Below are 14437 nucleotides of genomic sequence, written 5' to 3'. Positions count from 1 at the left end.
CTCTTTTTTTGCCCGCTATCAGGATCGCCCCCATGAAAGACTCACTGGTCGAATTAATCAGCAAAGTCAGCTCCGGCTGCATGGGCGACGATGAAATCGTGCATATCGCCGATGAAGCCGCGCAGGCGTATGCCGATCCGCAGGCATTTCTGGCCGCCAACCCTGATATCAACTACGACGATACATTCCCGATCCCGCTGGGCGAGTGGGTCGTGGTGGGCAGCCTGCCGGAAACCGTTCTGTTCCAGGCCGACAGCTACATGGACCTGTTCGAGCAGATCGTTCAGTCGTTTGGCAAGGACGTGACCTTCAACATCAAGCCCAAGCAGCTGGCCAAGGTCGAGCCGCTGGTTGCGCTCAATCGCATTCAGATTCAGTTGAGCAGCATGAACAAGGAGATGGGCGGCTATGTGCTGATGAACTTCAGCCAGCCACTGGATGATGAGTTGCAAGCGGTGCTGGTATACGGTTGTGACGAAGCGCGCGTAGTCGAGCTGGCAGCATCGGCCGGCATCCATGCCGCACCTGCACTGCAAGCACTGCGCGGTTAACCCAGCGCCGTATCGAGAAACATCATCACCGCAAACCCGCCCATCAGGCCCAGAGTTGCCGAGGTCTGATGGCCATTGCGGTGGGTTTCCGGGATGACTTCATGGGACACCACGAAGATCATCGCGCCTGCCGCCAGCCCCATGCTCAGCGGGTAGGCGATGGCAAAGCCACTGGAGATACCCAGGCCCACCAGTGAGCCCAGTGGCTCCATGAGGCCGGAACCGATGGCCACCAGCATCGCCTTGAAGGCCGACAGGCCGGTCGCACGCAGGGCCAGCGCAATGGCCAGACCTTCGGGAATGTCCTGAATGGCGATGGCGGTGGTCAATGGCAGGCCGACATTCATGTCGCCGCTGGCGAAACTGACGCCAATCGCCATGCCCTCAGGCAGGTTGTGCAGGGTGATCGCCAGCACGAACAGCCAGACCCGGCTGATCCGTTCCGAATGAGGTCCCTGGCGGCCTACGCTTTCATGCTCGTGCGGGGTGAACTTGTCCAGCCCCAGCATCAGCAGCACACCCAGCCCCAGACCGGCGACAACCGTCGCAGCGGCCCACGGCCCGCTGTCGGTAATGTCCCGGGCGGCTTCCAGGCCTGGAAGAATCAGCGAGAACGAGCTGGCCGCCAGCATCATCCCGGCGGCAAACCCGAGCATGATGTCCTGAGCGCGTTGCGAAACATTGCGCAGTGCAACCGCCATTACTGCGCCTAGCGCCGTCGCTAGAAAGCCCGCGATACCGCCCAGCAAGGCGTGATTGAAGTTGACCTGACTGGTGCCATAGAAAGCGTTGTAAAGACTGATGCCACCCAGGCCGACGACGATCAGCAGGGCGAGGGCGAAGCCCAGGCTTACCAGCGGGCTGCCCTGAAGCTGGTTTAACCAGGCCGCCCAGGGCGTTCGGGATGATGCGGGCGTAGGCATTGATAGGGCTACCTTTGTAAAGGGGGAGAAAGCAATGGTGACTGAAATACAAAGTCGACCCCGTCTGGGAGCCCGAGAATATAAGGTTGGTTCAACGGAACCCCCGAACGGCGCGACTATCCTAGGAGGGTAAGCATTCAATTTAGGGGCAACACCATGGGTTCTAGCTTCAACGGCCTGGTCGGCTTGATCATTCTGGCGCTCGATATCTGGGCCATCATCAACGTCTTGAAAAGCGGTGCCGAGACCGGCAAGAAAATCCTCTGGGTATTGCTGATCGTACTGCTTCCTGTGGTGGGCCTGATCATCTGGGCAATCCTCGGGCCGCGTGGCAACGTACGTATGTGATACGTCCATACGCTGGGCAAACAACGCTTGATTACCCTGGGTAATCAGGCGTTTTTCGTTTCATGCGCCGGGCATTCGCGGCGGCAGTGACACGCTAAGCTGCATAGAGGTTCGACCTGTCATGTTCCTCGACGTAGAATGCGCGCCTTTGTTGTGGGCGGTCGGCCGTCCTGTCATCAGTACCCAGCGGGAGCTTACCCATGAGCGATTATCAGGAAACGTTATACGAAGGCTACGGCCAACGCTTTCGTATTGAAAAAATGCTTCACGAAGTACGTACCGATCACCAGCATCTTGTGATCTTCCAGAACCCGCGCATGGGCCGTGTCATGGCGCTGGACGGCGTCATTCAGACCACCGAAGCGGACGAATTCATCTACCACGAAATGCTCACCCATGTGCCGATTCTGGCGCACGGTGCAGCCAAGCGTGTGCTGATCATCGGCGGTGGCGACGGCGGCATGCTGCGTGAAGTCGCCAAGCACATGAGCGTCGAACATATCACCATGGTCGAGATCGATGCGACCGTGGTCGAGATGTGCAAGGAATATCTGCCCAATCATTCCAGCGGTGCCTTCGACGATTCACGTTTGAACCTGGTCATCGACGATGGCATGCGCTTCGTCGCGACCACCGAAGAGAAGTTCGACGTGATCATCTCCGACTCCACCGATCCGATCGGCCCGGGTGAAGTCCTGTTCTCGGAAAACTTTTATCAGGCCTGCCATCGCTGCCTCAATGAAGGCGGCATTCTGGTCACCCAGAACGGCACGCCTTTCATGCAGTTGAGTGGCGTGCAGACCACAGCCGGGCGCATGAACGGTCTGTTTGCCGACTGGCATTTCTATCACGCTGCGATCCCTACTTACATCGGCGGAGCAATGACCTTCGCCTGGGGCTCAACCAACAAGAGCTATCGCAAACTGCCGCTGGAAACCCTGCGTCAGCGTTTCTCAGGCAGCGGTATTGTTACGCGTTATTACAATCCGGAAGTCCACATCGGTGCGTTCGCCTTGCCGCAGTACGTCCTGCAGGCCGTAGGCAAGGCCAGCAACGCCTGATGAGTCGGTCCGGCTTCGCGAGTCGGATTTTCTCGAGCGTGGCCTGTAAGGCTTTATAAGCGCTTAATTCGCGACAGAAATTTCACACGTTCTGTCACAAAATTGCGCGCGAAGCTGAACAGGCACGCGTCTTCATCGGCCGAGCTGGCCCCTGGCGACCCGCAATCAAGTAATATCTGCGCCCTGTCGCGCGCCGTCTCCTTCAAGAGGAGGGTGGCGCTGCACTCTGAACCTACCCCTGAATCCACCGGATCCTGACAACCATGGCCAAAACGGACGCCCAGATTCATCGGCAAGCCCGCCTGCAAAACCCCACTGTCAAATCGCATCTGGCGTACATCCTGCTCAGCGGCTTCGCCCTGATGGTGATGTACACGCTGTTGCGTATCGGTCTGCTGGTCTACAACCGCGAGATGATTGGCGACACGCCTGCCTCGACGTTCCTTGAAGCACTGTTCAACGGTACGCGCTTCGACCTGCGCCTGACCGTGTACCTGCTCATTCCGCTGGTGCTGTCGCTGTTCAGCGCACGCGCCATGGCGGCACGCGGGTTTTTCCGTTTCTGGCTGACGCTGGTTGGCAGCATCACGCTGTTCTTCGGCTTGATGGAAATGGACTTCTACCGTGAGTTTCACCAGCGCCTGAACGGTCTGGTGTTTCAATACGTCAAGGAAGACCCAAAGACTGTTCTGAGCATGCTCTGGTACGGTTTTCCGGTGGTCCGTTACCTGCTGGCATGGGCCTTGGTGACCTGGCTGCTGAGCCTGGTGTTCAAGGGCATTGACCGTGCAACCCGTCCACGTGTCGCTGCAAAAACCAGCCCGGAGGCCACTCGCTCTGTTGCGCCGTGGTATGTGCGCGCCGGGGTGTTCGTTCTGGTGTTGCTGGTCATGGTGGTCTGCATCCGTGGCACTCTGCGTCAAGGCCCGCCGCTGCGCTGGGGCGACGCTTACACCACTGACTCCAACTTCGCCAACCAGTTGGGCCTCAACGGCACACTGACGCTCATCACTGCGGCCAAGAGCCGTATGTCCGAAGATCGCGACAACATCTGGAAAGCCACGCTGCCACAGAACGAGGCCCAGCAGACCGTGCGCGACATGCTGCTGACCCCGAATGACAAGCTGGTCGAGCCGGATATTGCCGCTGTGCGTCGCGACTTCACGCCGCCGGTAGAGAACACCTTGCCGATCCGCAATGTGGTCGTGATCCTGATGGAAAGCTTCGCCGGTCACTCGGTGGGCGCCCTGGGCAACGATGCCAATATCACGCCGTACTTCGACAAGTTGTCCAAGGAAGGCCTGTTGTTCGATCACTTCTTCTCCAACGGTACCCACACCCACCAGGGCATGTTCGCCACCATGGCGTGTTTCCCGAACCTGCCGGGCTTCGAGTACCTGATGCAGACGCCGGAAGGCAGCCACAAGCTGTCGGGGCTTCCGCAATTGCTGAGCACGGGTCGCAACTACGACGACGTCTACGTCTATAACGGCAACTTTGCCTGGGACAACCAGTCGGGTTTCTTCAGCAACCAGGGCATGACCAACTTCGTCGGCCGTGAAGACTTCGTCAACCCGGTGTTCTCCGATCCGACCTGGGGTGTTTCCGACCAGGACATGTTCGACCGTGGCGCGCAGGAGCTCAAGGCCCGTCAGGACGGCAAGCCGTTCTATGCCTTGCTGCAGACCCTGTCCAACCACACGCCGTATGCGCTGCCGGATCCTCTGCCGGTCGAGCGCGTCACCGGGCACGGCTCGCTGGACGAGCATTTGACCGCCATGCGTTATGCCGACTGGGCGCTGGGCCAGTTCTTCGAGAAGGCCAAAAAAGAGCCTTACTACAAGAACACGCTGTTCGTGGTGCTGGGCGACCATGGTTTCGGTAACGACAAGCAACTGACCGAAATGGACCTGGGCCGTTTCAACGTGCCTCTGCTGTTGATCGGCCCTGGTGTGCAGGAGAAGTTCGGTCAGCGCAGCAGCATCGTGGGGACGCAGGTCGACGTCGTGCCGACCATCATGGGACGTCTGGGTGGCCTGAACCGCAACCAGTGCTGGGGCCGCGATCTGCTGAACCTGCCTGAGGGTGACAAGGGCTTCGGTGTGATCAAGCCGTCGGGCAGTGAGCAGGTGGTCGCTATCATCAGCGGCAACCGTATCCTGATCGAGCCGACCGAGATGCCTGCCAAGTTGTTGACCTACACCCTTGGCGCCAAGCCGCATGCCGAAGAAGTGCCTGATGCGCCCGACACGCAGGAGCTCAAGCGCAAGCTGGAAAGCTTCCTGCAGACGGCCACCAAGAGCCTTCTGGATAACACGGCAGGTGTAGAAGCCAGCAAGAACCGCAACTGATGACAACCGACTCGTCCGGGCGACCGGCGAGTCTGTTCAGTCAAGCGACAAGGGCCCTCGGCATTGACTGCGAGGGTCTTTTTTTTGCCCGAAATGCCTGGTCCTGCGGCGTAATCGGTTGAACGAATACACGGGCCAAAAGGTCCAGATCACATAAGCCAGAGTGCCTGGCTTCGTATGGGAGGCATTGATGAAACAGTGGGCCATTTCGTATCTGGACAAGGATGGTGTGCAGCAGCACCGCGAGGCTGGTTTTGATGAGCGTCCGAGTGAGGAGGAGGCGGCGCGTTTCCTGCGCAAGGATCTCTACCCAGTTACCGACGAGCTGAATCTGAATGATCTTGATGGGCGTACTGAAGATCCTACCGTGAAGACGCTCAAGGACCATAACAGTGTGCAGATCATTTCCATTACAGAAGTCGCCTGATCTGCGCTGATCAAAAACCTTTTAGTGGCAACCACTTGGCATCCGGCCCACGATGGGGCTACTCTGCAGATGAGGCTGTTCAGGCAGCCTCTGACATCTCGATACCCGACCGGTGCCAAGCCTGGTCCGGTCAGCTACATGCTTGATTCCCCGCGTCGGATTATCTGTCGCGAGGCGCCCTCCGAAGACTCGGCGGTCGCTCAGGAAGAGTTGAAACTCTATCTATCGTTGCATAGGAGGACGTTTCATGAGCACAGCCTATCAAGAGGACATCAGCAGTAACGTACTGCGCCGCATGAAAGAAGGCGGTTTTGACTTCGCGCGAATCTATCCCATCGAGTTCTACGCCATCTTCCCGGACGAGGAGCGGGCACGGCAGGCCGCAGAGCAATTTCGCGGCGAATCCCTCAACACCCAGGTAAACGTACGTGATGACGGTCATTGGCATCTTCAATTGAGCAAAGTCATGTACGCCACCTATGACGGCATTGGTGACTTCGAGCAGGACTTCCAGACGGTCATTTCACCTATGGACGGCGAAGTCGAGGGATGGGGCGTTACTCAGGAGATCAGAAGACTGCACGCTTGATGGCTGCGGATTGTCAGGCACTACACCAACACCGGCTGATTCGGGATACGTTCCGCATCGGCCGGTTCTGTTTCTGGGCCTGGTTCATAAGCAGTGGTCAAAAAAAAGCCACTCAAACGAGTGGCGCAAAGGGAAGTCTGTTTAAAATCCGCAGGCATTTTTGGCTTGCTGGACAAAATATCGTTTAGGGCAAAATCGGCGTTTGGCGCCCTGTTTGCTCGGTTGCTGTGGAGTGTGGCGAACTAATGCCGTTGGCGGAAATCAACTCTGACTATGCTGATCATAGATTTCACGGTTGAATGACGCTTCCGAATGAGGCGCAAAAGAATTGGCTTGGGCGTTTAGTGCACAGGAATGGTGCGTAGAGCGTCGAGTGTTTACCTAACCTTTTGAAATCAAAGCGTTTATGCCGGTGGCACGGGCTTTGCGATGGTCTTGGTGTCCATGGTGACAAGGAGTACGGCATGATCCGCACCTTTTATGACGAGATGTACGATGCGGCCGGCGTAGTCCGTCCGCACTATCGGGAGTTCGCCCGCTGGCTGGGTGATACACCTCCCGAGCTTTTGGCTCAACGCAGGCGCGAAGCTGATCTGCTGTTTCACCGTGCCGGGATCACATTCACCCTCTATGGTGATGAGCAGGGCACCGAGCGGCTTATCCCTTTCGATACCATCCCGCGCAGCATCCCGGCCAGCGAATGGCGGGTTGTCGAGCGTGGCTGCATTCAGCGCGTCAAGGCGCTGAACATGTTTCTGGCCGATCTGTATCACGACCAGCGGATTATCAAGGCCGGGATAATTCCCGCCGAACAGGTGCTGGCCAACGAGCAGTACCAGTTGGCAATGCAGGGTCTTAATCTGCACCGCGATTTGTACTCGCATATTTCCGGCGTCGATCTGGTGCGCGACGGTGACGGCACCTATTACGTGCTGGAAGACAATCTGCGCACCCCGAGCGGCGTGAGCTATATGCTCGAAGACCGCAAGATGATGATGCGCCTGTTCCCGGAGCTGTTTTCCGCGCAGCGCATTGCGCCAATCGATCACTACCCGAATCTGTTGCTCGACACGCTCAAGAGTTCCAGCCATCTGGACAACCCGAGTGTCGTGGTGCTGACGCCTGGCCGCTTCAACAGCGCCTTTTTCGAGCATGCGTTTCTGGCTCGCGAGATGGGCGTCGAACTGGTGGAAGGTGCTGATCTGTTTGTTCGCGATGACCGCGTGTTCATGCGCACCACCGACGGCCCGAAAGCCGTTGACGTGATCTATCGTCGCCTCGATGACGCATTTCTCGATCCTCTGGCCTTCAACCCTGATTCGATGCTGGGCGTCCCTGGGCTGCTGTCTGCCTATCGATCCGGCAACGTGGTCCTGGCCAATGCCATCGGTACCGGCGTCGCGGATGACAAGTCGGTTTATCCCTACGTCACCGACATGATTCGTTTCTATCTGGACGAAGAACCGATTCTCAAGAACGTGCCGACCTGGCAGTGCCGCAAGCCTGAAGAGCTGTCACATGTGCTGGCCAACCTGGGCGACCTGGTCGTCAAGGAAACCCAGGGCTCCGGTGGCTACGGCATGCTGGTCGGTCCCGCAGCGACCGCCGCCGAGATCGAAGCCTTCCGTGCACGCCTCAAGGCCAAGCCGCATGCGTACATCGCCCAACCCACCTTGTGCCTGTCGACCTGTCCGACCTTTGTCGAGAACGGCATCGCCCCGCGACATATCGATTTGCGCCCGTTTGTTCTGTCCGGTCGTGAAACCCGCGTTGTGCCTGGCGGGCTTACCCGAGTGGCCTTGCGTGAAGGCTCGCTGGTGGTTAATTCGTCACAGGGTGGCGGAACCAAAGACACCTGGGTGGTCGAGGATTAAGGATGCCTGCCAATGTTAAGTAGAACTGCCTCTGATCTTTTCTGGATGTCGCGTTACCTGGAGCGAGCGGAGAACCTCGCCCGAATGCTGGACGTGAGCTATTCGCTGTCGCTGATGCCGCAGGACGGGCGGGGCGACGGGCTGGATGAAATAGCCATGCCGTTGCTGATCACCGGAACGCTGGAAACCTATATCGAGCGTCATGGCGAGCTGCACGCCGAACGCATGCTGCATTTCTTTGCCCTGGACGCCACCAACCCGGCGAGCATCTACAGCTGCCTGGGCGCAGCGAGGGCCAGTGCGCACGCGGTGCGCGGGCGTATCACCGCAGACATGTGGGAGAACATCAACTCCACCTGGCTGGAGATTCGCGGCATCGCCCAGCAGGGCCTGACCCGCTACGGCATGAGCCGTTTCTGCGAATGGGTCAAGGAGCGTTCGCACCTGTTCCGTGGCGCGACCTATGGCACCATCATGCGTAACGATGCGTTCCGCTTCATCCGTCTGGGCACGTTCATCGAGCGCGCCGACAACACGATGCGAATGCTCGATGCCCGTTATGAAATGCTTGAATTGCGTGGGCCACAGGCCAACGCTGCGGCAGACAACTCGGCGGCCGGGTATTACCAGTGGAGCGCCTTGCTGCGCGCGCTGTCCTCGTTCGAGGCTTACACTGAGGTCTATCGGGATGCGCCAGGCGCGCGTCAGGTTGCCGAACTGTTGCTGCTGCGTGCCGATATTCCGCGCTCGCTACGCGCTTGTCTGGAGGAGATGGACGTCATTCTGGCCAGCCTGCCCGGCGTCAACGGTCGACCCGCACAGCGCATGGCGGCCGAGATGGACGCCAGATTACGCTACACCAGCATCGACGAGATTCTGTCTGAAGGCCTGCACGAGTGGTTGAACGAATTCATTCCGATGCTGGCTCAACTGGGTGATGCCATTCACACTTCGTATCTGGAGGCTGCATGAGACTTTCGATAAGCCATGAGACCACCTATCACTACGATGACCAGGTGCGCTCGAGTATCCAGTATCTGCGCCTGACACCTCACGACAGTGAGCGTCAGCAAGTGCTCAGCTGGCAGCTGACGTTGCCACGTCCGGTGCGTGCGCAGATAGACCCGTTTGGCAATATCCTGCATGTTCTGAGCCTGGAACAGCCGCACGAATCGATCATCATCGGCGCGCGCGGGCAGGTGGAGATCGACGAGACCCGCGAGGCCGAGCACGAAAGCCAGTCGGCGTTGCCGTTTTTGCGCGTGACCCGACTGACCGAGCCTGACGAGGCGATTCGCAGTTTTGCGGCGATGGAGTGCCGCAAACGAGCTGACCGCACCGGGTTGATCGACCTGATGCAGGCGCTCAACCAGCACATGACCTACACCCAGGGCGCGACCGAGGTGGACACCAGTGCCGCGCAGGCTTTCGCCGGACGCTCGGGCGTGTGTCAGGACCATACCCACGCGTTTCTGGCCTGTGCCCGCAGCCTCGGGGTGCCGGCTCGTTATGTCTCCGGTTATCTGTGCAGCGAAGACAGCGAACACTTGTCCAGCCACGCTTGGGCCGAGGCCTGGATAGACGACGCCTGGTACAGTTTCGATGTCACTAATCAGTTGGCCATTCCCGAGCGTCATTTGAAACTGGCGGTAGGGCTGGATTATCTGGACGCCTGTCCGGTGCGCGGCATGCGGCGCGGTGGCGGATCCGAGCATATGCACGCCAAGGTCGTGGTGTCGCCCATGACCGGCACGCCGAAAGTGAAAACCCGTGTGCAGGTCCAGGCGCAGCATCAGTAACGCGTAACTGGGCTGTGCATCATGCAATGGCCGGGCTCAAGTTCCCGGCCGTTGCTTATTCGGCGGGGTCGTCGGTGATGTCGTAGAGCGCGTTGTGCAGCTCTTCATAGTTGCCGCCATTGATGACGCTGAAGTAGCCCGCAGCCCTGAGCTGGTCCTGAGCCTTGTCGGCCTTGCTGTCCGTGCTGCTGAAAATCACGAACACCGCATTGCGGTCGTTGAGCACCTGTTTCATCTGATTGACCAGCCGTCGGTCATCGACGCGCACGGCGTTCAGTACCGTGCCTGCGTCATAGTCGGTCTGACTACGCACATCCATCGCCAGCTTGCCTTCCTTCAGCGCTGCCACGGCCGCAGCCTGATCGACCATCCCCGCGTGTGCTGCGAAACTGCTGACAAGTGCACAAACAGCAATCCATTGGCGCATACCTTCAACCTCCCTCAGTGCGAAGGGAAAGAGTGGCACAGTTGAACGTTGATCGAAAGCGCGTGGATCAGCCAAACAATCGATTCAGGTTAGGCACGATCAATAACAGCGCAGTGGTGAAGAGGATCAATCCCGCCTGACGTACTTTGGAGTGTTTGTACTTGAACATGGCTGACCGCCTTTTGTTGTTATTCCTGAGCGACAGAAGCAGGCGCGATCTGCAAAACAGATAATCGACTGCTGGCAAGGTTGTGCATTGAACAGGTGGGTCCGGTCATTCGACCGCTGGCCCGAGCGCTGAAAGGATTTTGCGCGCCTCCTGTTACAGATATAACCATAGAGCCGAGGTGCCGTTCAGCTTAGAACTGTTGGGAATCTAAATTTGTTTATCTAGAAGCGAACGTTATTACCGGGTGCGGCACTGAACGCACAGTCCTTTTCTAGACGCTTCGTCTTTGCCCGTCAGCTATACACCGTTCGTCCGGGACAGAATTTTCCTACATGGAATAAACGGCTGAAACGGGCCGGGGTGCTGCTTGATTTGCCGAGGTCTTCAAGGCAGGCTCTGCCGGTGCGCTATTGCCTCATTACTGCTTCAGGGTCACTTTTATGTCTTTACGCATCTGTATTCTGGAAACCGACAATCTGCGACCTGAACTGGTCGAGCAATACCATGGGTATGGGCGGATGTTTGAAACACTCTTCGCCCGCCAGCCCATCGCCGCAGAGCTGACGGTTTACAACGTGGTGCAAGGGGACTATCCACCTGCAGACGAGCAGTTCGATGCTTACCTGGTCACCGGCAGCAAGGCCGACTCATTTGGCACCGACCCGTGGATTCAGACCTTGAAGGTCTACCTGCTGGAGCTGTATCAGCGCGGCGAAAAACTGCTGGGCATCTGCTTCGGTCACCAGTTACTGGCCTTGCTGCTGGGCGGCAGGACCGAGCGTGCGGCGCAGGGGTGGGGCGTCGGCATTCACCATTATCAACTGGCCCCCGCCAGGCCGTGGATGACGCCGGCGATGGAAAAGCTCACGCTGCTGATCAGCCATCAGGATCAGGTCACCGCGCTGCCCGAAAACGCGACGGTGCTTGCGTCCAGCGAGTTCTGCCCGTTTGCGGCCTACCATATCAATGATCAGGTGCTTTGTTTCCAGGGGCATCCCGAGTTCATTCATGACTTTTCCCGCACCTTGCTTGACCTTCGCCAAGAAGCGCTGGGCGAGCAGATTTACCAGCAGGGTGTCGCCAGCCTGGATCACGACCATCATGGTGCGACGGTGGCGGAATGGATGATGCGCTTTGTGGCGCACAAGCCGGAAAAACAGTCCGTCTGACCCGACGCATGACTCATCGTCATCGGCTCGGCGGACTGTTTGAACGGGAATGCGGTGGCGGGGTTAGAGCCAGCCGGAGCGCTTGAAGCTGGCGAACAGCGCCGTACACCCGCCCAGAATGACGCCCAGCACGATGAAGTAGCCGTATTCCCACTTGAGTTCAGGCATGTTCTCGAAATTCATGCCGTAGATGCCGGCAATGGCCGTCGGGAATGCCAGAATCGCGGCCCATCCGGCAAACTTGCGTTGCACGATGCTTTGCCTCGACGACTCCAGCAGCAGGCCGATTTCGATTGTCTGGCTGGCGATGTCACACAGGTTGCCCAGGTCTTCCATCTGCCGCTTGACGTGAATTTCGACATCGCGAAAGTAAGGACGCATGTTCTTGTCGATGAACGGAAAACTCAGTTTCTGCAATTCCTCACCCACTTCCACCATCGGTGCTACGTAGCGGCGCATGCGTAACAGATCGCGGCGCAGAGCATGAATGTGCTGGATGTCGGACTCGCGCAACGAACCACCAATGACGCTCTGCTCCAGTTGCTCGAGCTCAGCGTGGATGGCTTCGGTCACCGGCTGATAGTTCTCGGTCACGAAGTCCAGAAGCGCGTAGAGCACGAAGTCTTCGCCATGCTCCAGCAGCAGTGGTCTGGCTTCGCAGCGCTGACGCACCAGCCCGTAGGACTTGGAGTGACCGTTGCGCGAGGTGATGATGTAACCCTTGCCGGCGAAGATATGGGTTTCGATGAACAGCAGCTTGCCGTTGTCGCGAACGGGGGCGTAAGTCACGATGAACAGTGCATCGCCAAAGGTTTCCAGCTTCGGACGGCTATGCACCTCAAGCGCGTCTTCAAGGGCCAGCTCATGCAGGTTGAACTGCTCCTTGAGGCTGGTCAGCTCCGCGTTGGTGGGCTGCTCCAGTCCTATCCAGACGAAATGATCGGGCTTGGCTGCCCAGGCAGCGCCCTCATCGAGGGTAATATCACGGACTTTTTTGCCCTTTGTGTACACCGCTGCTGCAACAACTCGGCCCATGGCGCTATCGCTTCTTCAATTTGTCAGTGGCGCAAAAACATGCGCGGTCGCTGATCAGATTGATCAAACGCGTATGAGTTCGCCGATAAACGAAAGCCCGTCTACACGGGCTTCGGTTGGGGATCAGAGCATGTGCTGCCGATCCTGCTCGATCGCTGCCTCCAGCGTGTCGAGCAAGGCCTTTCTGACCTTGAGTTTGGTCTTCTTGTGCGCGTTCATATTGATCTTCTTTAGCTGCCCGGCGACGGCCAGTGCGGTGCTCTGCAGCTCCTCGACGCTGACCACCCGGTCGAGGAAACCGGCGGCCATCGCTGCTTCAGGGTCGAACATCTCGGCGTTGATCACCGAGCGATTGAACGCCGATTTGCGCAGGCGATCGCGCGCCAGTTCTATGCCGGCGTGGTGCATGGTCATGCCGATCTGCACCTCGTTCAAGCCGATACTGAATGGCCCGGCGACACCGATTCGATAATCGGCAGACAGCAGCAGGAAGGCACCCTTGGCAACCGCGTGGCCGGTGCAGGCGACGATGATCGGGAAGGGGTGCGACAGCATGCGCCGCGCCAGCGTCGAGCCCTGTGCGACCAGATCGATCGCGGCCTCGGCGCTGGAGGTCATGACCTTGAGGTCGTAACCGCCCGACAGAATGCCCGGCTGGCCGGTGAGAATAACGATGGCCCGATCCTTTTCGGCCTGGTCCAGTGCGGCGTTGAACGCAACGATCACGTCCGGGGAAATGGCATTGACCTTGCCGTTGTTCAGGGTCAGCGTGGCGACACCGTCGTCCAGATGGTACGAGACCAGATCACTCATGACGTGATTCCTTTATTGAAGTGAGCAGACGTTACTCATCCATAAGGAACAGGTAAAGCGCTGACTGCCGGGTCACTGAATGGCGTGCCGATCAATGGCTGATTTTGCGCCGACTGCGCGTCGCGTCATGGCTGGATATCGTTGAATCCGCAATATTCTTCCCAGTCCATCCCCAGCGCTTCGGCGACCTGGCGGTGTGCTTCCAGGCGCATGCTCTGCAATTGTTCGGGCGACTCGGCAATCAGCTCCAAGGCCAGCTCCCAGGTCTCGATACCCTGGCTCTCTGCCTCGTCTTCGAACGCCCACTGCACTTGCTGCTGTTGCTCCTTGGGGCTCAAGGCGCTGATTTCATCCTTCAGGGTCGGATGGGTCGCGAGGTATTTCGCCAGCGCGGCCTCGTTCCACTCAAGTGTATTCATATGGTTTTGCCTCAAACGTTTCGATAGCCAGGCTGTCTCTTTGAATAGTCTGGCAAGACCGCGTGATTGTGAGGGAGGTGGCTTTTGATGTCAGCACTTGCAAACGGTTGTCCGCACGAATTTATCGATCATTTGAAGAGGAACCTGTCGTTATGATCAAAGTGAGCGTGCTGTATGCGTATGAAGAGGGTGCCCGTTTCGACCACGATTACTATCGTGACAGACACATGCCGCTGGTGCAGGAGCTGATGGGCAAGTACTGCAAGGGCTACAGCGTGGACCGCGGCATAGGCGGAGCAACGCCAGGTTCCGACCCCGTGTATATCGGCATGTGCCACATTTACTGTGATTCCATTGAAGACTTCGAAGCCGGCATGGGGCCGCATTCAAAGCAGATCAATGCCGATATCATCAACTACACCGACCTGATCCCTGAAATTCAGATCAGCGAAGTGCGTGCCGATGTGAAAACCGCTCAGTAG

At 58.2% G+C, this 14437-nt stretch carries 16 protein-coding genes; 11 read left to right on the top strand and 5 right to left on the bottom strand.

What is annotated here, in order from left to right:
• Positions 1-32 precede the first annotated feature (32 nt).
• Complete coding sequence (locus JOE29_RS15355; RefSeq protein WP_004418424.1) at positions 33-551, top strand: hypothetical protein; 519 nt, start codon at positions 33-35, stop codon at positions 549-551.
• Here the strand turns inward: JOE29_RS15355 and JOE29_RS15350 are convergent.
• Positions 548-1474, bottom strand: coding sequence for a ZIP family metal transporter (locus JOE29_RS15350; RefSeq protein WP_016567677.1), 927 nt, complete (start codon positions 1472-1474; stop codon positions 548-550). The two genes, JOE29_RS15355 and JOE29_RS15350, sit on opposite strands and share 4 nt — an antisense overlap.
• Positions 1475-1630: 156 nt before the next feature.
• Here JOE29_RS15350 and JOE29_RS15345 point away from each other — a divergent pair, with 156 nt between their 5' ends.
• From JOE29_RS15345 to JOE29_RS15310, 8 genes are all read left to right on the top strand, one after another.
• Positions 1631-1822 carry a PLDc N-terminal domain-containing protein gene (locus tag JOE29_RS15345; protein WP_003315122.1) on the top strand — a complete coding sequence of 64 codons (192 nt, stop codon included), beginning with the start codon at positions 1631-1633 and terminating at the stop codon, positions 1820-1822.
• Between the two features lie 200 nt (positions 1823-2022).
• Positions 2023-2883: a polyamine aminopropyltransferase gene (speE, locus tag JOE29_RS15340; RefSeq protein WP_003305106.1), complete on the top strand. Its 861-nt coding sequence runs from the start codon at positions 2023-2025 to the stop codon at positions 2881-2883.
• Between the two features lie 263 nt (positions 2884-3146).
• Positions 3147-5234, top strand: coding sequence for an LTA synthase family protein (locus tag JOE29_RS15335; protein ID WP_210079674.1), 2088 nt, complete (start codon positions 3147-3149; stop codon positions 5232-5234).
• A 190-nt stretch (positions 5235-5424) separates the two neighbouring features.
• Positions 5425-5661, top strand: coding sequence for a hypothetical protein (locus tag JOE29_RS15330; RefSeq protein WP_003315118.1), 237 nt, complete (start codon positions 5425-5427; stop codon positions 5659-5661).
• A 247-nt stretch (positions 5662-5908) separates the two neighbouring features.
• The gene (locus tag JOE29_RS15325) at positions 5909-6250 is read left to right on the top strand and encodes a ribonuclease E inhibitor RraB (protein WP_003315117.1); all 342 of its coding nucleotides are present in this window, start codon (positions 5909-5911) and stop codon (positions 6248-6250) included.
• 464 nt (positions 6251-6714) lie between these two features.
• Positions 6715-8124: a circularly permuted type 2 ATP-grasp protein gene (locus JOE29_RS15320; RefSeq protein ID WP_004418420.1), complete on the top strand. Its 1410-nt coding sequence runs from the start codon at positions 6715-6717 to the stop codon at positions 8122-8124.
• A gap of 12 nt (positions 8125-8136) precedes the next feature.
• Positions 8137-9096, top strand: coding sequence for an alpha-E domain-containing protein (locus JOE29_RS15315; protein ID WP_003315113.1), 960 nt, complete (start codon positions 8137-8139; stop codon positions 9094-9096).
• The gene (locus JOE29_RS15310; RefSeq protein ID WP_210079673.1) at positions 9093-9923 is read left to right on the top strand and encodes a transglutaminase family protein; all 831 of its coding nucleotides are present in this window, start codon (positions 9093-9095) and stop codon (positions 9921-9923) included. Before JOE29_RS15315 ends, JOE29_RS15310 begins: the two co-directional genes overlap by 4 nt.
• A 55-nt stretch (positions 9924-9978) precedes the next feature.
• Here JOE29_RS15310 and JOE29_RS15305 read toward each other — a convergent pair whose 3' ends face one another.
• On the bottom strand, positions 9979-10350 hold the full coding sequence (locus tag JOE29_RS15305; protein ID WP_003415870.1) for a rhodanese-like domain-containing protein: 372 nt from the start codon (positions 10348-10350) through the stop codon (positions 9979-9981).
• Between the two features lie 609 nt (positions 10351-10959).
• Between JOE29_RS15305 and JOE29_RS15300 the strand changes: the two genes are divergently transcribed.
• Positions 10960-11688 carry an amidotransferase gene (locus JOE29_RS15300; RefSeq protein WP_024665202.1) on the top strand — a complete coding sequence of 243 codons (729 nt, stop codon included), beginning with the start codon at positions 10960-10962 and terminating at the stop codon, positions 11686-11688.
• 63 nt (positions 11689-11751) lie between these two features.
• On the opposite strand, the gene JOE29_RS15295 is transcribed toward JOE29_RS15300, so the two are convergent.
• From JOE29_RS15295 to JOE29_RS15285, 3 genes are all read right to left on the bottom strand, one after another.
• Positions 11752-12723: a magnesium and cobalt transport protein CorA gene (locus tag JOE29_RS15295; RefSeq protein WP_003396697.1), complete on the bottom strand. Its 972-nt coding sequence runs from the start codon at positions 12721-12723 to the stop codon at positions 11752-11754.
• Between the two features lie 123 nt (positions 12724-12846).
• Positions 12847-13536 (bottom strand): crotonase/enoyl-CoA hydratase family protein, encoded by a 690-nt coding sequence (locus JOE29_RS15290; protein WP_122220080.1) that lies wholly within the window; start codon positions 13534-13536, stop codon positions 12847-12849.
• 125 nt (positions 13537-13661) lie between these two features.
• Positions 13662-13955, bottom strand: a complete 294-nt coding sequence (locus JOE29_RS15285) for a DUF6388 family protein (RefSeq protein ID WP_003396701.1) — start codon at positions 13953-13955, stop codon at positions 13662-13664.
• Positions 13956-14107: 152 nt separating this feature from the next.
• On the opposite strand from JOE29_RS15285, the gene JOE29_RS15280 reads away from it, so the two are divergent.
• On the top strand, positions 14108-14437 hold the full coding sequence (locus tag JOE29_RS15280) for an EthD family reductase (RefSeq protein WP_003343170.1): 330 nt from the start codon (positions 14108-14110) through the stop codon (positions 14435-14437).

It is taken from the genome of Pseudomonas sp. PvP009 (genome assembly GCF_017832995.1).
Taxonomy (GTDB): domain Bacteria; phylum Pseudomonadota; class Gammaproteobacteria; order Pseudomonadales; family Pseudomonadaceae; genus Aquipseudomonas; species Aquipseudomonas syringae.
This window is presented reverse-complemented; position numbering and strand designations above follow the sequence as displayed.